Origin of the sequence: Streptomyces sp. R28, assembly GCF_041052385.1 — a bacterium.
Classification (GTDB): Bacteria; Actinomycetota; Actinomycetes; order Streptomycetales; family Streptomycetaceae; genus Streptomyces.
The window spans coordinates 5,495,995-5,515,704 of sequence record NZ_CP163439.1 but is presented as its reverse complement, the minus strand read 5'-3'; the positions used below and the strand labels follow the sequence as shown (position 1 = coordinate 5,515,704).

17 protein-coding genes and 1 pseudogene are annotated in these 19,710 nt (G+C 70.1%); 12 read left to right on the top strand and 6 right to left on the bottom strand.

All coding sequences use genetic code 11. The features are described from left to right. Positions 1–181 precede the first annotated feature (181 nt). The gene (locus AB5J49_RS24530; protein ID WP_369170773.1) at positions 182–1,099 is read left to right on the top strand and encodes a hypothetical protein; all 918 of its coding nucleotides are present in this window, start codon (positions 182–184) and stop codon (positions 1,097–1,099) included. Here the strand turns inward: AB5J49_RS24530 and AB5J49_RS24525 are convergent. After that, the gene (locus tag AB5J49_RS24525) at positions 1,014–2,336 is read right to left on the bottom strand and encodes a PLP-dependent aminotransferase family protein (RefSeq protein ID WP_369175244.1); all 1,323 of its coding nucleotides are present in this window, start codon (positions 2,334–2,336) and stop codon (positions 1,014–1,016) included. The genes AB5J49_RS24530 and AB5J49_RS24525 overlap by 86 nt on opposite strands. A 77-nt stretch (positions 2,337–2,413) precedes the next feature. Here AB5J49_RS24525 and AB5J49_RS24520 point away from each other — a divergent pair, with 77 nt between their 5' ends. Next, a complete protein-coding gene (locus AB5J49_RS24520; RefSeq protein WP_369170771.1) occupies positions 2,414–3,199 on the top strand; it encodes an alpha/beta fold hydrolase in 786 nt (261 codons plus the stop codon). A 552-nt stretch (positions 3,200–3,751) separates the two neighbouring features. Here AB5J49_RS24520 and AB5J49_RS24515 read toward each other — a convergent pair. Then, complete coding sequence (locus AB5J49_RS24515; RefSeq protein ID WP_369170770.1) at positions 3,752–5,089, bottom strand: serine/threonine-protein kinase; 1,338 nt, start codon at positions 5,087–5,089, stop codon at positions 3,752–3,754. Positions 5,090–5,389: 300 nt separating this feature from the next. Between AB5J49_RS24515 and AB5J49_RS24510 the strand changes: the two genes are divergently transcribed. Beyond that, positions 5,390–5,923: an NUDIX hydrolase gene (locus AB5J49_RS24510; RefSeq protein WP_369170768.1), complete on the top strand. Its 534-nt coding sequence runs from the start codon at positions 5,390–5,392 to the stop codon at positions 5,921–5,923. On the opposite strand, the gene AB5J49_RS24505 is transcribed toward AB5J49_RS24510, so the two are convergent. Then, complete coding sequence (locus AB5J49_RS24505) at positions 5,901–7,241, bottom strand: helix-turn-helix domain-containing protein (protein WP_369170766.1); 1,341 nt, start codon at positions 7,239–7,241, stop codon at positions 5,901–5,903. The two genes, AB5J49_RS24510 and AB5J49_RS24505, sit on opposite strands and share 23 nt — an antisense overlap. 125 nt (positions 7,242–7,366) lie before the next feature. Here AB5J49_RS24505 and AB5J49_RS24500 point away from each other — a divergent pair, with 125 nt between their 5' ends. The 5 genes from AB5J49_RS24500 to AB5J49_RS24480 all read left to right on the top strand — a co-directional run bounded on the left by AB5J49_RS24500 (position 7,367) and on the right by AB5J49_RS24480 (position 9,981). After that, entirely contained in the window at positions 7,367–7,597 is a 231-nt protein-coding gene (locus tag AB5J49_RS24500) for a hypothetical protein (RefSeq protein ID WP_369170765.1), read from the top strand. 249 nt (positions 7,598–7,846) lie between these two features. Further along, the gene (locus AB5J49_RS24495; RefSeq protein ID WP_369170763.1) at positions 7,847–8,290 is read left to right on the top strand and encodes a hypothetical protein; all 444 of its coding nucleotides are present in this window, start codon (positions 7,847–7,849) and stop codon (positions 8,288–8,290) included. A gap of 70 nt (positions 8,291–8,360) precedes the next feature. Beyond that, positions 8,361–9,197: a protein kinase gene (locus AB5J49_RS24490; RefSeq protein WP_369175243.1), complete on the top strand. Its 837-nt coding sequence runs from the start codon at positions 8,361–8,363 to the stop codon at positions 9,195–9,197. A 191-nt stretch (positions 9,198–9,388) separates the two neighbouring features. Then, positions 9,389–9,703: a hypothetical protein gene (locus AB5J49_RS24485; RefSeq protein WP_369170762.1), complete on the top strand. Its 315-nt coding sequence runs from the start codon at positions 9,389–9,391 to the stop codon at positions 9,701–9,703. Then, positions 9,703–9,981: a hypothetical protein gene (locus AB5J49_RS24480; RefSeq protein WP_369170760.1), complete on the top strand. Its 279-nt coding sequence runs from the start codon at positions 9,703–9,705 to the stop codon at positions 9,979–9,981. The genes AB5J49_RS24485 and AB5J49_RS24480 overlap by 1 nt, the downstream gene beginning before the upstream one ends. 205 nt (positions 9,982–10,186) lie before the next feature. Here AB5J49_RS24480 and AB5J49_RS24475 read toward each other — a convergent pair whose 3' ends face one another. Beyond that, complete coding sequence (locus AB5J49_RS24475; protein WP_369170759.1) at positions 10,187–10,387, bottom strand: hypothetical protein; 201 nt, start codon at positions 10,385–10,387, stop codon at positions 10,187–10,189. A gap of 169 nt (positions 10,388–10,556) precedes the next feature. Between AB5J49_RS24475 and AB5J49_RS24470 the strand changes: the two genes are divergently transcribed. Further along, a complete protein-coding gene (locus AB5J49_RS24470) occupies positions 10,557–11,534 on the top strand; it encodes an endonuclease/exonuclease/phosphatase family protein (protein ID WP_369170757.1) in 978 nt (325 codons plus the stop codon). Positions 11,535–11,575: 41 nt separating this feature from the next. Next, complete coding sequence (locus AB5J49_RS24465; protein WP_369170756.1) at positions 11,576–13,522, top strand: FUSC family protein; 1,947 nt, start codon at positions 11,576–11,578, stop codon at positions 13,520–13,522. A gap of 185 nt (positions 13,523–13,707) precedes the next feature. Here AB5J49_RS24465 and snpA read toward each other — a convergent pair whose 3' ends face one another. Continuing rightward, the gene (snpA, locus tag AB5J49_RS24460) at positions 13,708–14,361 is read right to left on the bottom strand and encodes a snapalysin (RefSeq protein WP_369175242.1); all 654 of its coding nucleotides are present in this window, start codon (positions 14,359–14,361) and stop codon (positions 13,708–13,710) included. Between the two features lie 178 nt (positions 14,362–14,539). On the opposite strand from snpA, the gene AB5J49_RS24455 reads away from it, so the two are divergent. Beyond that, positions 14,540–15,484, top strand: coding sequence for a LysR substrate-binding domain-containing protein (locus AB5J49_RS24455; RefSeq protein WP_369170754.1), 945 nt, complete (start codon positions 14,540–14,542; stop codon positions 15,482–15,484). Positions 15,485–15,510: 26 nt separating this feature from the next. Here AB5J49_RS24455 and AB5J49_RS24450 read toward each other — a convergent pair whose 3' ends face one another. Beyond that, positions 15,511–17,601, bottom strand: a complete 2,091-nt coding sequence (locus AB5J49_RS24450) for a PhoX family phosphatase (protein WP_369170752.1) — start codon at positions 17,599–17,601, stop codon at positions 15,511–15,513. Between the two features lie 275 nt (positions 17,602–17,876). Between AB5J49_RS24450 and AB5J49_RS24445 the strand changes: the two are divergent. After that, positions 17,877–19,627 (top strand): annotated as a pseudogene (locus AB5J49_RS24445) (VWA domain-containing protein). The last annotated feature ends 83 nt before the right edge of the window (positions 19,628–19,710 follow it).

Genomic DNA, 19,710 nt, shown 5'->3' with positions numbered 1-19,710 from the left:
GGAGCCGGGGCCGACCCGTTCCCCTTCATCCACCCACGGAACCAGGAGCGTCGTTGCGCTCCTTGCTCCTCTGATCCATGAGACACCCGTTCGGGTGAACGCTCCACCGGAGAGCGGAATAGTGCCGCCGTATGCAGGCACACCACTGGCCCGCCCGCCCCGATGACCCTTGCCTGAAGACGTGCTCACCCGTCTGCGGAACGCCCTGTCGGCAGCGCTGATCGCCCTGTCGTGCCTCCTGGTGCCGTTCGGCGTGCTGGCGGCCTGGGTGACGTACGGGCTGGCCGACACCGGCCGGTACGTCACCGCGATGGCGCCGCTCGCCGCGGATCCGGCCGTGCAGGGCGCGGTCGCGGACACCGTCGGGGCCGGGATCACGCAGGAGGTCGACCGCAGGCTGGCCGAATCCCCCGCGTCGCCCGAGCTGCGCACCATGCGCCCCTTCGTGCACGACGCGGTGCGCTCGTTCACCCGGACCGAGGCCTTCCGCACGGCGTGGGACGCGGGCAACAGGGCGCTCCACGACGCCGTCCTGAGCGCCCTCAAGGACGGGCGCGACCGCCCGGTCACGGTCGACGTCGCCCCCATCACCGCCCAGGTCAAACACCAACTCATCGACGACCACGTCTCGTTGGCGCACCGCATCCCGGTCGAGCACACCGAGGTCGCCGTGCTCCCGGCCCACCGACTGGACCGGCTCCGGAAGGGGTACGACGTGCTCGAAGTCGCCGGTTTCTGGCTGCCCGTCGCAGCCGCCGTGCTCGCCACGACCGGCATCGCGCTCGCCGCCTGCCGCCGCCGCGCGGTCACGGCCACCGCGCTGGGCACGGCCCTCGGCGGCGCGTTCCTGGCCCTGGCGGTGGCCGTCGGCCGCCGGCTCACGCTGGCCGACCTGTCCGAGGCGGCCCACCGCCCGGCCGCGGGCGCGGTCTACGACGCCCTGACGCAGACCCTGCGCACGGTGTCCTGGCTGCTGGTCGCCCTCGGCCTGACGGTGGCCCTCGTCTCCCGGCTCACGGAGCTCCTCGTACGACGCCGGCGAGCGTCCGCAGCGCCCGCCGCAGATCAGGCTCCGCGGCCGAGGCAAGCCCGAGCCTGACGGCGTCCGGGGTGCGGTTCGGGTCGACGACGAAGGCGGGTCCGGGTGTCACCGCGATGCCGTGCGCGGCCGCGGCGGCCGTGAAGGTGTCCGCGCGCCACGGGGCGGGCAGCTCCCACCAGGCGAAATAGGCGCGCGGATCGGACCGTACGGCGAACCCGCGCAGCTCCTCACCGACGATCCGCTGTCGGCGCGCCGCATCCGCCCGCTTCGCCGCGACCAGCCGCTGAACCGTCCCGTCCGCGATCCACCGCGCCGCCGCGTCCACCGCGAACCGCCCCGCACTCCACCCACCGGACCGTACGGCCGCCGCCACCGCCCCGAGGCGCGCCTCGGGCACGACGACGAAGCCGACGGTGAGCCCGGGGGCGACGCGCTTGGAGAGCCCGTCCACGACATGGGTGAGGTCGGGCGCGTGGGCGGCGAGGGGGTCGTCGTCCGTGAGGAAGGACCAGATGCGGTCCTCGACGACGGGGATGTCCAGGGCGCGGACGGCGGCGGCCAGTTGGCGGAGCCGCTCGCCGCTCGCCGTCAGGGACGTCGGATTGTGCAGGGTCGGCTGGAGGTAGAGCGCGGACAGCGGGGCTCTGCGGTGCACCGCGGCGACCGACTCCGGACGTACCCCGCCCTCGTCCGCCGTCAGCGGGACCAGTGTGATGCCGAGCCGGGCGGCGATCTCCTTGACCAGGGGATACGTCAGCGGCTCGACACCGAGGCGCCCGCCGGGCCGGACGAGGGAGGCGAGGGTGGCGGCGATGGCCTGGCGGGCGTTGCCGGTGAAGAGGAGCCGCCCGGGGGCGGGGCGCCAGCCCGGGGTGGCCAGGAGGGCGGCGGCCGCTTCCCGGACCGCTGGTGTGCCGTCGGCCGCGGCGGGGCGCAGGGCCTCGGTCAGGACGTCGGGGCGCAGGAGCGGCGCGAGGGCCGGGGCGAGGAGCTCCGACTGGCCCGGCGCGGACGGGTAGTTGAGCTCCAGGTTGACCGGCGCCGCGGTCGCGGCCTCGACGAGCGCCCGCTCACCCGGCCCCGCCGGAGCGGCCCGCACGAAGGTGCCGCGGCCGACCTCGCCGACGACCAGTCCCCGCCGTACGAGTTCGGCGTACACCCGCCCCGCCGTCGACCCGGCGATCCCGCGTCGCCGCGCGAACACCCGCTGCGGAGGGAGCCGTTGGCCCGGCTCCAGCCGCCCGGCGGCGATGTCGTCGGCTATGCGGTCGGCGAGACGCCGGTAGTCGTCCACGAGCCATCCCCCTGACATTGCACCGAGGGCAAAGATCTTATTGCACCGAGGAGTTGAGCCGATCTAGGGTCGTCCACATGAGCCCCTTCCTCGCATTCGAGGACAAAGGCGTCGATACCTCTCTGACTCCCCTTGTCCTGGTCCACGGCCACCCCTTCGACCGCACGATGTGGACCCCGCAGATCGAGACGTTCTCCGCCGGGCGCCGGGTCGTCGCCCCCGACCTGCGCGGCTACGGCGCCTCCCCGGTCGTCCCCGGCATCACCCCGCTCGCCGCCTTCGCCGAGGACATCGAGACCCTGCTGGACGACCTGAAGGTGGACACCTTCGTCCTCGCCGGCCTCTCGATGGGCGGCCAGATCGTCATGGAGTGCTACGACCGCTTCCCCGGCCGCATCCGGGGCCTGGTCCTCGCGGACACCTTCCCGGCGCCGGAGACGCCCGAGGGCAAGCAGGCACGTCACGCCATGGCGGACCGGCTACTGCGCGAGGGCATGCGCGGATACGCCGACGAGGTACTGGAGAAGATGGTCGCGCCGTACGCCGACGCCGAGGTCAAGGCCCACGTCCACCGCATGATGACGGCGACCCCGCCCGAGGGCGCCGCAGCGGCCCTGCGCGGCCGAGCCGAACGCCCCGACTACCGCGCCCTGCTGACCCGGGTCGGGGTCCCGGCCCTGGTCGTCGTGGGCGCGGACGACGCCTACACGCCCGTATCGGACGCGCAGGCGATGCACGCGGCGCTCCCCGACTCGACGCTGCGGGTGATCGAGGGGGCGGCGCATATGCCGAACCTGGAGCGGGCGGGAGAGTTCAACGAGGCGCTGGGGGAGTTTCTGGCCCGCGTCGACGACAGCCGATAACAGAGGAACGGTCACTTACCGTACAGTGGCGCCGCGAAGTGACCCTGGCAGCCCTGGGCCAGACCACGCTAGGCCCCTACTCGACTCATGGGGCAGGACGTCGCCTGATGACCTGTGCATCCCGCCCCCTGCCGTGGTTCGCCCCCGAAGACAAGCGCTGCTACCTACTCACCGGCACAAACGGCGGACCGATGTCCGGCCTCGCCGACTCCACGGGTTCATCCAGTCGGCCATGGGTCGTGAGCTTCTCTCCCACGTCGGCGAGATACACATTGCCGAAAGCCGCGGCAGACGGCCACGGGTACCGAACCGACTGAACCAGCAGCTCATTGGTCCACACCTGAGGCCCCAGACCCTCCGGCGCCCCCGCTTGCCTGGCTCACACGGCCGGATTCCAACTTGCAACCTTCTGATCCGCAGGATCGGGCGGCGTGTTACGAGAGGGCCCCGCCCTTATCCGGACTATTCGCTGACGGTTGTATTCAACAGCCTCTGTGAGCCGTCGTTGCCGTCAGGACTGCCGTCAGTTCCGTTCCCCGGCGACTGTTCCGTTCACTCCTGGCTTCGGCGAAGGCACCACTGGCTGGTGGACGGAAGCATGGCCATGACCGTTGCGGCAACCGCCACAACGGCCGTCAGTGGGGCGACAAAGAAGAAGAGAATTGCGTCGGGCGAGTCCATCGTCAGTTGCATGCCCGTCAGTAGGGCTTGTGCGCTTGCACTCATACCCTGCAGGGCCCCCAGGGCGCCGGTTATCGCGATCATCCGGCGTCCGGCCATTTTGCGCTGAGACAGTAGCCACGCACCCGTGACAAGCATGGCCATCACCAGTACGCCCACCACCAGATTCGCCCACAGCACCCCAGCCGGCGAACCGGGCATGCGGATGAATTCGGGGATTTTGAAGATCATGAACAGAAGCCCTGGAAGGCACAACAACGCCAGGGCTATCGCTGCGGTCGCCGTCTGGGGTGTGGATGACGGTGCGCCACCGTCATGTGGTTCGGGGAGGAATGGCTGCGTTCCACCGCCGGGCCCCCCTGGGCCTGGATCGACAACGAGCTCACGCAGCCGCTCAGCAAGATCCGCTGCCGTCGCGTACCGGCGCTTAGGGTCCTTCTCCAGAAGCCTAAGAACCACCTTGTCCCAGGCAGCCGGAATGCCGGCCGCAACAGAGCTGGGGGCGGGAGGAATGTCCCTCAGGTGGGCAACGAGGTAGCCCGCCGGGCTGGAAGCCTTGAAGGGCAAGCACCCGGTGATCATCTCGAACAGTACGCAGCCGAGCGCGTACAGGTCGCTGCGCTTTTCCGGGCCGTCCTGGGCCTGCTCGGGCGCCATGTACTGCGGGGTGCCCACGATGAACCCCGTCTGCGTCAGCGCTCTTGTCATGGCGGGGTCGGCTGCCTTCGCGATACCGAAGTCGACCACCTTCACTGCTCCTGTGGCGGTGACGATGATGTTGGCGGGCTTGATGTCACGGTGCAGGATCCCCGAGTCGTGCGCCTCGCCGAGCGCAGCGCACATCTGAAGCCCCCAGCGGGCGGCGTCGGCAAGATCGACGGGGCCGCCGCCAAGGATCACGTCCAGTCCCCGGCCACGCAGCAGCTCCATCACAAGGAACGGCGTGGTGCCGTTCGCTGTCGTGGCCTCGCCAAGGTCGTGGACAGTGACGATGTTGTCGTGCTGAAGGGCCGCAGTGAACTGCGCTTCTTGCAAGAACCGAGCGCGGGCCTCGCCGCCCCGGCTGCCCTCGCCAGCGAGTGCTGAGATCAGCTTGACCGCAACTGAGCGTCCCAGTCTCTGATCGTGTGCTTCCCACACCTGGCCCATACCGCCCTCGCCGAGTGGCCTCACCAGCCGGTACCGATCTACGAGAATGGTGCCGTCCACGCGAACTCCCCTTGCCTTGCGGCCTTTGCGTTCCAGAAGAAGCGTAATCGGCCCAGCACCACCCTCTTCCGAGCAGGATCGGGCAGCTTGTTGGGCCGGGGGCTCCGCCTTCGTCCAGCCTGATCGCTGACGCTCGTGATCGTCGGTCTCCGTGTGCCGTCGTTGCCGTTATTCGATTGCCGTCATTCGGAGGAGGAGTACGGTAGGGCCATCTCGTCAGACTGACGTGAAATAACCCAACCCGTGTCCGTCGCTCCGTCGGTCTGAGATCCTGGAGACCGATCGAGAGGGGCCGCAGGTATGGAGTGGAAGACCCACGGTGAGCGTCAGATCTATACCAACAAGTGGGTGAATCTGTGTCTGGTTGACGTCCAGCAACCCGACGGGCGCAGGTGGGAGTACCACGTCGTTCGCCTCCGGCACCTGGCCGTGGCCGCCGTGGTCAACGACCGCCAAGAAGTGCTGATGATGTGGCGGCACCGCTTCATCACCGACTCGTGGGCCTGGGAGCTGCCCATGGGACTGATCGAGGAAGGCGAGACCCCGGAAGAGGCAGTGGCCCGCGAAGTCCTCGAAGAGACAGGCTGGCGCCCCGGCCCCATCAAGCCCCTGATCTACGGCGAGCCTGCCAACGGCATCACCGACTCGCAGCACCACGTGTTCCGCGTGGATGGCGCGACCTACGCGGGGCCGCCCACGGAGAAGAACGAGTCCGACCGCATCGAGTGGATCCCTCTCAGCGAGGTACGGGGGATGATCGACCGCCGTGAGGTCGTGAGCAGCGGATCGCTGGTCGGTCTCTTGTACCTGCTCATGGATGAATCGATCCGCTGACCGGTGGTAGGAGTTCCCGTAGCCTCGCCTCGAAGGCCAGGGCTACGGGCTCTTGCCTATACGGGGCCAACTGGCCGTAGAACTCTCTAAGATGGCCTGAGACTCGCTCGGAGGTCACCGCTGATGCGGGTTCAAGTGCTCGTGTGGCGGTGTGGCATGCCTGTTCGATCTTGCCCTGATCCAACTGCGTACGCGCCAGCCAGAACGAGTGGAACGCACGGCCGCGCTGGTTGGTGTGGGCCTCGCGCCGCAAGGCGTCCGCGATCAAGGGTTCGGCAGTTGTCGCTTCGCCCAGACGGCCGTGGGCGATGCCGGTATCCACGATGAGCTTCGGCTCGTCGAAGTAGGACACCCAGGATGGATCGGGGTCCCTCTCCTGGATCTGCTCGAAATGGCGGTGGGCTTCTCCGATCGCGCGGTGAGTGGAGTCCCGGTTTCCGAGGGTGGCGTGAGCGAAGGCTTCGCGCATGGACAGCATGGACAGGACGGGCGGGGTGGTGTCGATGGCTGAGCGGGCCTGGTCCTGGGCGGCGGTCACCAGTGCCAGTGAGTCCGCGGGCTTGTCCTGGTAGGTCGCCTGCAAGCTCATGCAGGCCAGCACGTTGGCCATGAACTGCCGGTCATCGATCTCCTTGGCCAGTTGCAGGGCCTCGGTGAAGTACGCACGCGCCTGGCTGTACTGGCGGGCGTCGAAGTAGGTCCAGCCCGTGAGGCGTGCCAGCTCGGCCGCGATTCCGTACAGGCCGTTCCGGATGGCCGGCGGGCGGCTCTCCTTGAGAAGTCCGACCACATGACGGAGTTGACCGACGACGGCCGGCCTCAGCGCCTCGCCGCCGTGCTGGTCATCGCGCCTCCAGTAGTCCTCGATGGAGGACCGGAACGCTTCAAGTGTCGCGGTGTTGAGGTTCGTTCGGGTGGCCAACGCAAGGATGCTGTCCACGTCCGGACCCGGCAGAGAGGCAGGTGTTTGCTGCTCTGGCTCCCTCACTTGAGGCGCCTCGGGCTCGGTGACGACGAGGGCCTGTGGCGTCTCCCAATGTCGCCGGGCAAGCCCGAGCATGTGTCCTGGGATCCTCAGGCCGTCCGCGATTCGCTCGATCACGTCCATGTGCAACAACTGGCGTCGCCCTGTGATGACTTCACCGACTCGACTGGGCGTCAGCTCGCAGCGTCTGGCGATCATCGACGGATAGATGCCCGCCCTGGTCTTCACCAGCCGGAAGATCCTGGCGAAGTCGCGTACCCGACACGCGTTGATCATCTCGGGATCGGTGAGCAGCCTGGTCGGAAGTTCCTGCGGCTGTTCAGGGTCCGGCATTGGCAAGCTCCCACACTACGAGGGCTACGCAACGTCGCTCATTCTCTACTTGCCGTGATATTACCCAAGTTGGGTAATCAGCCTGACCTTTTGGCCAGGTGCCCCCGATCGCGATCCTCCTATGCATGGCGAGCAACCAGCAGACCAGACCAGGCATCGGCGATCTGGCCAAGGACACCAGTCGGGGACGTATCGGCGTCGTCATGGGTGAGGTCGGCGGCCGTGTGCAGATAAGGCCGATCGGTGGCGGCAGGGAATGGGATGCCCTGCCGCGCAACGTGAAGCCACCGAGTGCGCGAGAAGAACTCAGCGCACGCCTGGCCATCAGGAACGGCAACAGCCGGGGTGGGCTGTGATGCGCGTCATCGGCCGATACGCCGGGGTCCTTTTCATCATCGTGATCAGCGCGTCATGCGGCCTGGTGATCGGCATGGCCCTCGGTATTGGCCAGTAGACCGGCCGCCCCGGACGGGTGCCCATTCCCCGGCTCCCCCGTCCCCGTTCGGGGCCGGCCTCCAAGCCCGCTTCCCGATCGTCCATCAGCCGACCTCGGCGATCACGGCGGGACGTAAGTGCCAAGCACCCCCTCACACCAGGAGATTGCAATGACGGCAACGGTGAACGATCAGAAGACCGGTCGCGCGGTGGCTGGTGAGGAGCTGTTCGAGAGCCTCACCCACTTCGTGGTCGTCCACAACGGGCAGTCGCCCGAGCGCGCCGAGCGGATCGCGGACCAGGCGGTCGCCTTCCTGGTCACGGCAGCCACCGCCACGGTTCCCATGGTTCCGTCGGACGACGTGGACCTCGGTCTGCACGCGCTCATCCTGCACACGAAGGAGTACGCGGAGCTGTGCGAGCGGTACGCGGGCCGCTTCCTGCACCACAACCCGAAGCCGGGCGGGGGAACCCGTGACCCTGAGATGGTGGCCGCCTCGGTGCGCGCCATGAAGGCGGCCGGGTTCATGGTCTTCGACGACCTGTGGACCGTGGACGGCTCGAACCTCGCGCAGTGCGACTCGGACTGCGGCCGACCGTACGGACAGGCGTAACACACGACATCGGCGACGCGGGCGGCCTCGACTCGTGGTCAGCCGCGTTCGCTCGGAAGGAGAAGAGACGTTGTCCGGCTCAACCCCTGAACTGCCGGTCGTGGTGCTCGACGCGCTCATGCCCACGGCTCAGCGCCTGGTGCTCAATCGTCGGGGCTCCATGGTCTGGGAGGTGGAGGGCCCTCGGGGCCACCACGCTGTGAAAGTCGGCTATCCGATCGAGGGCACTGCCGACTGGCCCGCCCAGCCCTGGACTGCTCTTGCGCCTGCGCGCGAGGGTGCCGTGCTGTATCACCTCGGCTTCGCTGACTTCGCGTACGGCGAGTGGGAGGGCGGGACGTGGAACTTCCAGCCGTGGCGTGAAGGGCCGGACCTGTACGGGTTGTGGGATCCCTGCCGCAGGCAAGGCTCATCCGTCGAACCGCACACCGGCGTGGCTTTGAGCTGTGTCGAGGCGCTGGCTGAACTCCACGCCAAGGGCTGGGCACACGGTGACGTGCAGCCCGCACACTTCATCATCGGGCCGGAACGGACCCACCTCATCGACCTCGCCCTTGCCCGAGGCGGAAGCGTGCCCGAGGGATACGACTTCCCGTTCCGCGGCTGCCTCGTCCACTATGAGGCACCGGAAATCTCCCGCAGCGTGCTCGACATCGGACAGGCCGAGCCGACGCCGGAAGCGGACGTCTACGCGCTCGGCGCTTCCTTGCTCATCTCAGCCACCGGCTGGCGGGCGGTCGAGTACCCGGACGACGCTCCACGTCCCGTCCAGAGAGAAGCTGTGGCAGCGGGCCGCCGCCGACCAGTGAAGGCACCGGGTGGGCTGGGCGAATTGATCGAGGCGATGCTCAGCCATGCTCCGGAGGACCGGCCGACGATCTGCGAGGTGGGTAAGGCCTTGAACTGAGCCGGTCCCTCTGCGTGCCGCCCTGCCTACGCGTCTCCTCCAGTGCCCGCATTCTCGGGCCGCTCGGCAACGAACGAACCCAGGCCGACCTCAGCTCGGATGCCCCCGTTCGCCGGGCATGCGAGGCCCCCGCGACGGGTGCTGCCGTCCGGGGGCGCGGCCACCAGCAAAAGTAGATCGGAGCTGATGACATGACCGACCTTGTCCGCCGACTCGTCACCTGGACGTCCCTCCTGCTGATGGGGCAGGCCGCGTCGCCCGGCCCCATGCCGTCGCCACCCGGGGTCCTGCCCGTCGACCTCCCTCGGCACCTGCCCCCGCCGCTCCCACCCCACCGCAGCCCCTACGCTCACGACGACACCCCGCTGGACGCTTCAGCGGTCAGATCCGTACGTCCGTATCTGACCGCTGATGAGCAACGTCAGCGCCGTCGGGAACTGGCCATCGCCGCGCTGGGCCAAGACATGCCCGGCCCGTATTGGATTCACGGGCTGGGGGTGGCCTGATGCCGCAAGAACCCCGTCTGCTTCCCAGGTCCGGCCTTGACGACAAGCACTGTTACCTGGTCACCGATGACGATGGCGGACCGGTCTCCCGATGGGCCGAGGTCACGGAGTCGATTCAGCTCGACATGGGCCAGGAACTCGTCGACCATGCCCTCGCCTTGCTCCCCCACACCCAGCCCGGCGACCTCCGCTACCTCGCCGAGCGCCTGACCGAGGCACTGCGAGACGCCCTACGCATCGCCGAAAGCCGAGGCCGCCGCCTGAGCCACCTGAACTGACAAGCCACAACGCCAAGGGCTCCGGATCTCTCCGGGGCCCTCGACCTGTAGGTCACGGTCCCCGCCCTGGTCGTCGTGGGCGCCGACGACGCCTACACGTTCAACGAGGCACTGCGGGGCGTTCCGGGCCCGCGTCGACGCATGACGCTGCACGTGCTGCCCCACGTGCTGCCCCACGTGCTGTCCCCCGTACTGTCCGGCCCGCTCACGACCCGCTCGCTGCCAAGTTCATCAGGGCCACGAGCAGCACGAAGGCGATCGCCACCCCCTGGACGGCCTTCCCCCACCCCGGCATCGGCTCGCCCCTGCCGGCCGCCGACCGCGCGGCGGTGAAGGCGACCAGCAACCCGATGACGCCGAGAGGGGCGAGGATCAGGGTCAGCCAGTTGATCTGCACGGGCGTCATCTCGGATCTCCTTGCTCGACTGTTCACTCGGTGACCGGCGCCTCATCATCGGCGCGGCCCCCGGTACCCCTCCCGATCCGCGCCCCTCCCGATCCGCGCAACCTCCGCCCCACAGCCCACGTCTTTGAGGGAGGATTCGGGCATCCCACCCGCGAGCGGAGGCCGGGCCTTGAAGACTGCGGCTACCTGGTCGGCCGGCCTGCTGTTGCTGGGTGTCGGCGTGGTCGTCGGCTGCCGGGTCGCCGACGTCGACGGCATCACCCCCGTCCCGCAGTTCCTCGCCTTCCTGCCGTGGCTGCTCGTGCCCACCGGACTCGGACTGCTGCTCGCGCTGTTCTCGCGCTGGTGGTTCGGCGTCGTGTGGGCCGTCGTACTGTTCGGGCTGCTGGCCTGGTTCATCGAGCCGTACGGGAAGACCGGTGAGCCGGGCGGGCCCGCGCTCGTCTCCTTCCGGGTGCTGACCTCGAACGTCGAGTTCGGGCACGCTACCGACGCCCTGGTGACCGCCGTCCGCCGCGAGAAACCGGACATCGTCTTCGTCCAGGAGTGCGAGTACACCTGCGACGCACGGCTCAAGGAGGCCCTGGGCACCGACTATCCGCACCGGGCGGCGCAGGTGGCGGGTGGCTCAGCGGGCTCGGTCGTCCTCAGCCGCTTCCCGCTCGACCCCAACGGAGGCGTCCCCGGCACCATGACCATGCCGGGCGCCGTCGCCGACGTGCGCGGGCATGCCGTGCGGCTCCAGCTCGCGCACCCCATGCCGCCGTTGCCCGGCCGGACCGACCTGTGGCGCCGGGAGCTGGGCGAGCTGCGCGACTTCGCCGCCGAGTACGTCGAGAACGTCGAGAACGTCGAGAACACCGGGGACGGCAGGACGCCCCTCGTCCTCGCCGGCGACTTCAACGCCTCCCAGGACCACGCCGCCTTCCGCCGCATCCTCGACAGCGGCCTGCGTGACGCCGCCCGGCTCGCCGGCCACGACCGCACGCCGAGCTGGCCGGCCCGCACCACACCGACGTTCGGCGTGCAGATCGACCACGTGCTGCTCTCCGCCGGCTTCTCCGCCCGCACCGCCCGGTTCCTCGACCTGCCCGGCACCGACCACCGCACGCTGCTCGTCGACGTCACGCTTCACCAGCGCGGATGAGGTCGACGACGAGCTGACCAAGGGTGCTCATAATGGGCCGCATGTCCCGCGAGTTCCCCATCGGCCGCACACCCCCCGACTGGCTGGTGCGGAACCTCCGGGCCCAGCCGGCCCCCGTCAACTGGCCGGCCGTGGCCCGCGCCGCGATCGCGCTGGCCCTCCCCCTGGCCATCGGGCTGGCCGTCGATCGCCCCTTCTACGGCGCCCTCGCCTCCATGGGCGCCCTCAACGGCGTCATCAGCGACACCGCCGCCGCGTACCGCGTCCGCATCCCCACCATCGCGATCCCGCAGCTATTCGGCGCCGTCGGTGTCATCGTCGGTGCCCTGGTGTACGGCCACGGCTGGGTTGCCGTCGCCGCGGTCACCGGTGTCGCGCTGGTCTCCGGGATGATCTCGACGATCGGCGCGGTCGCCTCCGCGGCGGGGCTGGTGCTGCTGCTGACCTGCGTGGTCGGCGCGGGCCTGCCGTTGCCGGGCGAGTGGTGGCTGGCGCCGCTGCTGATGTCCGGCGGCGGGCTGCTCGTGCTGGCCCTCGCGCTGCTCGCCTGGCCGCTCAGGTCGGGGGTGCCGGAGCGGGCCGCGGTCGCGCACACCTACCGGGCGGTCGCCGAGCTGCTGGCGGCCGTGGGCAGCGGCAGCACACCGGCGTACGACGAGGCCCGGCACGCCGTCACCCAGTCCCTGAACCAGTCGTACGACATCGTCCTCGCCCACCGCGCCCGCCACCACGGCCGCAGCCCCGAACTGACCCGGCTGCTGGCCCAGCTGAACGCCATCACCCCGGTCGTGGAGGCCGCCCCTGCCGCCCGCCTAAGCGGCACCCCGCTCCCGCCCGAGGTCCCGGCGGCCGTACGGCACCTCGCCTCCGCCGTGGAGACCGGCTACCCGGGACCGATAGGCCTGAATCTGCCCACCCCGACCACCGAGACCGCCCGCGCCGTCGACCACGCCCTGCGCCACGCCGCCGAGGTCGTCACCACCCCGGACGTGGACCCGCGCGGCGTCGACGACCGCCTCGGCCGCCCGGCCGCGATCGGCATCCGCACGGCCCGCGCGCTGCGCAACGTGACGCTCTCCGCCGCCTCCTGGCGCTACGGCCTGCGCCTCGCCCTGTGCATCGGGATCGCCCAGGCCCTGGTGTCCCTCGTCCCGGTCCCCCGCTCCTACTGGGTCGCCCTCACCATCACCTTCGTCCTCAAGCCCGACTTCGGCTCCGTCTTCTCCCGCGCCCTGCTGCGCGCCCTCGGCACGGTCGGCGGGCTGGTGATCGCGGCGGCGGTGCTCGCGGAGGTGCCGCGCGGTTGGTGGGACGTACCGGTGCTGTTCCTGCTCGCGCCGCTGATCCCGGCGTTCACCCCGCGCGGGTACGGCTACCAGACGGCCGCCATCACCCCGGTGATCCTGCTCCTGTCGGACGTCCTGAACCGCCAGGGCACCGCACTGCTGCTGCCCCGCCTGGTCGACTCCCTGATGGGGTGCGCGATCGCGCTCGTCGCCGGGTATCTGCTGTGGCCGGAGAGCTGGCACACGCGGGTCGGCGACCGGCTCGCGGACGCCGTGGAGGACACGGCGCGCTATGTGGAGGGCGCGTTCGGGCCGGACGCCGTCGACCCAGCGGCCCGCGCCCGGATGCGCCGCCGCCTCTACCGCAACCTCTCCACCATCCGTACGGAGTTCCAACGCGCCCTGACCGAACCCCCGCCCACGGGACGCCGGGCGGCCGCTTGGTGGCCACTGGTCGTAGCGGTGGAACGAATCGTGGACGCGACGACCGCGGCGCGCGTGCGGGTCAAACACGGGGCGGCTCCGCCGTCGGCCGCCGAGGTGGTCCAAGTGGCCCTACAACTCAGAGAGTTGGCGGAGGGCGTAAGGCAGGCCGAGACCCTGTACGAGGTCCGCACAGACCTCACGGGCCCGGCGGGAAGCGTCCTGGAGCCCCTACGGCAAGAGGTAGCAGCGGCAAGAGCAATCACCTCCCCGCACTGAAGCCCGCCCCAAAGGGGCGCGGGGCTGAATCAATATGCGGCTCCGCCGCGTGGGCGCGATCAACCACACACAACCCGCAGCCGCCCACACGGACAAACCACCCGGGCTATTGGGCGAACAAGAACGGCGCGGCCGCCCCGTGCAGGAGGGCGACCGCGCCATGTGGGGGGTGGGAACCGGCAGGCCTAGCGGGCGGCCTTCTCCAGGGCCTTGTCCATAGCGGCAGCGAACCCGTTGGCCCACAGCTGCTCGACCTTGGCCTTCTCGTCGGCGTCCGGCTGGGCGTTCGTGCAGGACGTGCCCGGGCCGCCGCCCGACATCAGCTCGCTGCACGGCCCCTCGTAGTGGTCCGGCAGACCGAGGACGTGGCCCGTCTCGTGCGCGGTGACGCGCGTCGAGTCGTACTCCTTGTTCTGGGCGTAGTCGAGGAAGATGTAGCCCTTGCCGTGACCGTCGGTCGAGGCGTAGGAGCCGCGCGAGTCGTCTCCCTCGCGGTAGGTGAAGTCGGCGCCGGAGCCCTCCTGGAGCTTCACGTTGGACACCGAGCTGTTCCATATCTCGGTGCTGCGGGCTATCTGGGCACTGAACGTGGGCGCGGCGGACGCGTCGTAGGTGACGGTGACGGCCGCGGCCTTCGGGTTCGCGGCGCGCTTCTCGGCGACCGACTTCAGGACAGCCTGGAAGAAGGCCCGACTGGCGTCGGAATCGGCCGACTTGGCGACGTAACCGGCCTGTGCGGGGGCCGGGGCCGCCGTCGCCGGAACGATCGTGCCGAAGCCGAGGGCCGCGACACCGAGACCGACTGCCACCGCTGAACGGGCGGACAGGGAAAAGGACATACGCATCGATGACTCCTAGGTGGGGGGTGAGTCGTCAAGGCGAGTGTCGGCGTCTGTGCGGCGGCTGTGATGATGGCAACCGGTGATAGCACGGCCCTATCAGGGCCCCAATTAGCAAGCTTCAGGGCGGATTTGTGCGGCTGGTGAAAGCTTTGATTCCGCTTTAGTGTCCGAGGGCATGGACCTCGAGGTGAGACACCTCCGCGCACTGTGCGCCATAGCCGACACCGGCAGTCTGCACCGGGCAGCCCGCCAGCTGGGCGTCGCCCAGCCGTCGCTCAGCACACAGCTGCGGCGGATCGAGCAGGAGCTGGGCGGCGCACTGTTCCTGCGCGCGAGATCCGGCTGCCGCCCCACCCCGCTCGGCCGGCTGGTCCTCAGCCGCGCCCGCCCGCTGGTGGCCGAAATGCGCGCCCTGGTCGCCGAGGCGAGGGCGGCCGCGGTGGGCGGCCCGGAGCTGCGGGTCGGCTCGACGGCGAGCAAGGCCCTGGCGGGCTGGCTGCGCCGGCTGCGCGGCCACGGCCAGGACCCGACCCTCCACATGAACGTCTCCCCGAACGCCCTGCTGCGCATGGTCGCCGACGGCCAGCTGGACGTCGCCTTCGTGCACGAGGTGGAGGGCAGCCCCCTGCGCATCCCACCCGAACTCCGCCTGCGCGTGCTGATGGAACGCGAGCCGCAGTTCGTGTCGCTGCCGACCGACCACCCGGCCGCGGCGAAGCCGGAGGTCACCCTCCCCGACCTGGCCGACGACCGCTGGATGGTCGACCCGACGGTCGACGGCGAGTGGGACGCCGTGCAGCGGATGTTCCGCGCGGCCGGCGTCAGCCCCCATGTCCTGCACGGCGACTACTACACGGCGGACGCCCTGGTCGCCACCGGCGAGGTCGTCGCCGTCTGCCAGCCGACCCACGCCGACAGCCCCACGATGGCGGTACGGCGCCTGCACGGCGACCCGCTCGGCGTACGCCTGCTCCTCGCGGCCCGTACGGAGACGGACCTGGACGGCGTCTATCCGGCGCTGGAGGAGGCGTACTGGGAGGCGGCGCGGCAGGCACCGGCGTACCGGGAGTGGCTGGAACGCGACGGCGAGCGGCAGCCGCCGGTCCCAGCACTCCCGTAAGGGCGTCTGTCGCCGACCCTTGCCGGTCAGACGCCGATGTGGCAGCCGTCCTCGCGCCAGACCGCCACGACCGCCGGGCGGTTGATCTTGCCGGGGCCCTCGGGCCAGTCACTCAGCGGCTTCTCGGCGGTCGCGCCGTCGATCTCGCCCGGGTGCTGCACGGAGACGAGCACACGGCGGTCCTGGATGACCGGGCCGCAGGTCTCCGCGCCCTTCGGCATCGTCAGGAACTGCTTGAGCTCACCGCGCCGCTCCCCGCGCGTGGCGACGCCGAAGAGGCCGTCGTGCGAGCCGAGCTGGTTGCCGTCGGTGGAGATCCACAGGTTGCCGTACGAGTCGAAGGCGACGTTGTCCGGGCAGGAGATCGGGGAGACGTCCTCCTTCGGGAACCCGGCGAAGTAGGTGGCCGGGTCGTTCGGGTCACCGGCCACCAGGAACAGCTTCCAGGCGAACTTCTTGCTGTCGGCGCGGTTCCAGCGCTCGGTCAGCTCCAGGACCTGGCCGTGCTTGTTGCTGTTGCGCGGGTTGGGCTCGTCGGCCGGGGCCTTGCCCGCGGCGCCGCGGTCCTTGTTGTTGGTCAGCGCGACATAGACCCGGCCGGAGTACGGGTTCGGCTCGATGTCCTCGGGCCGGTCCATCTTGGTGGCGCCGACCTTGTCCCCGGCGAGCCGCGTGAACACGAACACCTCGTCCGCGCTCATCCCCTCGACGTGCGAGACGGCGCCGTCGGCGGTGGCGGTGGCCAGCGGGATCCACTCGCCGCTGCCGTCGAACTCGCCGTCGGCCGGCAGCTTGCCGCTGCCGTCGATCTCGATGGCGGGGGAGTCACCGGTGAGCTTGGCGACGTAGAGCGTGCCTTCGTCGAGCAGCGACAGATTGTGCTCGCGCACAGCCCGGCTCGACCCCTTCTTCATCCGCTTGCTGCCGACGAACTTGTAGAAGTAGTCGAAGCGCTCGTCGTCACCGGTGTAGACGACCGGCCGCCCGTCCTCGGTCAGCCGCACCGTCGCGCCCTCGTGCTTGAAGCGGCCGAGCGCGGTGTGCTTGCGCGGCTTGGACGACGGGTCGTACGGGTCGAGCTCGACGACGTACCCGAACCGGTGCGGCTCGTTCGGCTCCTGCGCCACGTCGAACCGCTTGTCGAAACGCTCCCACTTGCGCTCGGACGCACCCGTCCCGAGGCCGTAGCGCTTGTCCGTCGCGCGGGTGGCGTTGGCGAAGTACTGGTTGAAGTTCTCCTCGCCGTGCAGCGTGGTGCCCCACGGGGTGACACCGCCGGAGCAGTTGTTCAGCGTGCCGAGGACCTTGGTGCCGGTCGGGTCGGCGGAGGTCTTCAGCAGGTCCGAGCCGGCGGCGGGACCGGTGACCTTGAACTCGCTGGTGGCGGTGACGCGCCGGTTGAGGGGATGCCGGGGCACGGCGGTGAGCTTCCCGCTCCTGCGATCCCCCTCGACGACGACGGCGGAAAGGCCGTGCGCGGCCCAGGCGACCTCGACCTGCTGCTTGGTCGGGTTGGCGGCGTCGTAGCCACGGAACATGAGCACTTCGTCGGTGTACTCGTGGTTGGCGACGAGTATCTGCCGGTTGCGCTCGCCGGGCAGCGGGAGCAGGGCGAGGAAGTCGTTGTTGTAGCCGAACTGCTGGGACTGCGCCTCGCCGGTCTGGTTCTCCGGGTCGAACGCGGGCGCACCGCGCAGGATGGGCTCGCCCCAGCGGATGACGATGTTCTGCGCGTAACCGTCCGGAATCGTCACGGTATCGGCGGTGTTCGGCGCGACGGGGTCGAACCGCAGACCACGGGCACCCCGGGAGAAGGTACCGCCGGCCCGCTCGGCCGCGGTGGCGTCCCCGGCAGCGGCCTCGGCGGCGTCCGCCTTCGGCGCGGAGACGGTGGCGGTGGCGCCCACGGCGGCGGCCGCGGTGACGACGGCGGCGGCGCGCAGCGTGGTACGGCGGCTCACGGCCTCGGCGATCACGTCACCGACGTACGGGTTCGTGGTGGTGTTGGGCACCTCGTGGAAACAGGCGTCACCACACCGGAACCGACAAGTCAGGGCGGATCGGCCACCAGGATGCGAGTCACTGTTGGTCCGGATGATCGGCAACTGAATACGCATGGCTTTTTGTACTCCCCTTGCTTCCCCTTGAGTGCAGCGTGACGGACGGTAGGGGCACCTTTGTGCGGGAGCGGGGCGACCGTATGAACTACAGGTGAATCAGAAGTAGACGTACAGCAGTTGGGCGCGGGACCGGACTCGGCTCGATGCAGCCCTTGACGTACCGAGGGGCCCTGTGTCCGCCCCTCCCCAAGATCGCCATCTGGGGCCGCTAACCTTACGTGTCCGTCCTGGCCAGGGATTACGGGCATCAACTCACGCGAAGGGTTGCGCACATGGGCATTCTCACTCTCCTGCGGAACGCATTCGGCCGGTCACGCAAGGGGCGTACCGCCGAAGCAGAGGGTGCGACTCCTTCGCCGGAGCCACAGCCGACGGTCCCGTCCCCGTCCCCGGAACCGCAGCCGGCGGCTACCGCACAGGTACCGGAACCGCGCGCGTCGGAACCGGCGACGAAGTCGGATGAGACCGGCAAGACCGACAAGAACGGCAAGACTGACAAGGCCGATACGGTCAATACGGCCGACAAGGTCGATAAGGCCGACCCGGTCGAGCAGTCGGACGACGGCGAGCACGAGCTCGTCTCGGCCGCCTTCGACAACGTCGCGGTGCCGAAGCCGGCGACGCCGGTGGAGACGCGGGCGGAGTCGCTGGTGGCGGAGCCGACGAGGGCCGAAGAGCCGGTGGCGGAGACGCCTGTGGCGGAGACGCCGGTCGCCGAGGAAGCCGTCGAGGCAGAGCCCTCCGCGGAAACGCCTGCGGCCGAAGAGGCCGTGGCGGAAACGCCGGCCGTCGAGGAACCCGTCGCGGAAACGCCCGCCGTCGGGGAACCCGTCGAGGCAGAGCCCGTCACCGAATCGGTGACCGAAGAGCCCGTTGCCGAGAAGCCGGTCGTCGAGGAAGCGGTCGCGGAAGAGCCCGTCGCCGAGACGCCCGCCTCCGAGGAAGCCGTCGCTGAGACGTCGGCCGAGGCGCCGGTGGCTGCGCAGGAGCCGGTGGCTGCGCAGGAGCCGGTCGCTGCGCAGGAGCCGGTCGCCGAGGAGCCCGCGCCGGTTGCGGCGGACGAGGCGACGGCACCCGAGCCGGAGGCGGTCGCCGAGGTCACCCCGGAGCCGGCACCCGAGCCCGAGGCGGTAGCCGAGGTCACCCCGGAGCCGGCACCCGAGCCCGAGGTGCCCGCCGAGGTCACGCCCGACCCCGAGCCGGTGGCCGCCGAGGCCACGCCTGAACCGGTCGCGGAGCCGGTGGCACCGAGGCGACCGACGAGCCGGAGGCTGCCGACGGCGAGGAAGCCCCGCAGGAGCCACTCGCGGCCGACGACGAAAGCCACACGGGCGGTGCGGACGCCGAAGGCGAAGCCGAGGCCACAGCCACCGGCACGGCCCCCGCCGCCGACCTCCCCGCGGGCCTGCTCACCGCCTACAAGTCCGCCGGCGCCACGCTCGACGAGCTCGACCTCACCGGCACCCGGGCCAAGGTCTACCTCGTCCTCGACCGCTCCGCCTCCATGCGCCCGTACTACAAGGACGGCTCCGCCCAGGCCCTCGGCGACCAGACCCTCGCCCTCGCCGCCCACCTCGACCCCGAGGCCACGGTCCACGTCGTCTTCTTCTCCACGGAACTCGACGGCACCGCCGACCTCACCCTCACCGACCACGAGAACAAGATCGACGAGCTGCACGCGGGCCTCGGCCGCATGGGTCGTACGAGCTACCACGTGGCCGTCGAAGAGGTCGTCACCCACCACCAGAAGACCGCCCCCGACACCCCCGCCCTCGTCGTCTTCCAGACGGACGGCGCCCCCGACGCCAAGACCCCCGCCACGCAGGCCCTCACGGAGGCGGCGAAGAACCACCCCTCCGTCTTCTTCTCCTTCGTCGCCTTCGGCGACCCCGAGCAGAAGGCCTTCGACTACCTCCGCAAGCTCAAGACGGACAACACCGCCCACTTCCTGGCCGGCGAGACCCCGCTGGAGCTGACCGACAAGCAGGTCTACGAGGGCATCCTGGCGAACTGGCGCCCGTAGCCGACGGGAGCGGTCCAGCCACCGCCTCGCCCACCCTCACCCACGGCCGCCCCCTTCCCACCCCTTAAAACGGGAAGCGGGCG

What these genes read in the sequence shown, in the direction of transcription:
- AB5J49_RS24520 (WP_369170771.1), top strand. Translation starts at nt 2,414, where the DNA reads ATGAGCCCCTTCCTCGCATTCGAGGACAAAGGCGTCGATACCTCTCTG.
- AB5J49_RS24510 (WP_369170768.1), top strand. Translation starts at nt 5,390, where the DNA reads ATGGAGTGGAAGACCCACGGTGAGCGTCAGATCTATACCAACAAGTGG.
- AB5J49_RS24505 (WP_369170766.1), bottom strand. Translation starts at nt 7,241, where the DNA reads ATGCCGGACCCTGAACAGCCGCAGGAACTTCCGACCAGGCTGCTCACC.
- AB5J49_RS24500 (WP_369170765.1), top strand. Translation starts at nt 7,367, where the DNA reads ATGGCGAGCAACCAGCAGACCAGACCAGGCATCGGCGATCTGGCCAAG.
- AB5J49_RS24495 (WP_369170763.1), top strand. Translation starts at nt 7,847, where the DNA reads ATGACGGCAACGGTGAACGATCAGAAGACCGGTCGCGCGGTGGCTGGT.
- AB5J49_RS24485 (WP_369170762.1), top strand. Translation starts at nt 9,389, where the DNA reads ATGACCGACCTTGTCCGCCGACTCGTCACCTGGACGTCCCTCCTGCTG.
- AB5J49_RS24480 (WP_369170760.1), top strand. Translation starts at nt 9,703, where the DNA reads ATGCCGCAAGAACCCCGTCTGCTTCCCAGGTCCGGCCTTGACGACAAG.
- AB5J49_RS24475 (WP_369170759.1), bottom strand. Translation starts at nt 10,387, where the DNA reads ATGACGCCCGTGCAGATCAACTGGCTGACCCTGATCCTCGCCCCTCTC.
- AB5J49_RS24465 (WP_369170756.1), top strand. Translation starts at nt 11,576, where the DNA reads ATGTCCCGCGAGTTCCCCATCGGCCGCACACCCCCCGACTGGCTGGTG.
- snpA (WP_369175242.1), bottom strand. Translation starts at nt 14,361, where the DNA reads ATGTCCTTTTCCCTGTCCGCCCGTTCAGCGGTGGCAGTCGGTCTCGGT.
- AB5J49_RS24455 (WP_369170754.1), top strand. Translation starts at nt 14,540, where the DNA reads ATGGACCTCGAGGTGAGACACCTCCGCGCACTGTGCGCCATAGCCGAC.
- AB5J49_RS24450 (WP_369170752.1), bottom strand. Translation starts at nt 17,601, where the DNA reads ATGCGTATTCAGTTGCCGATCATCCGGACCAACAGTGACTCGCATCCT.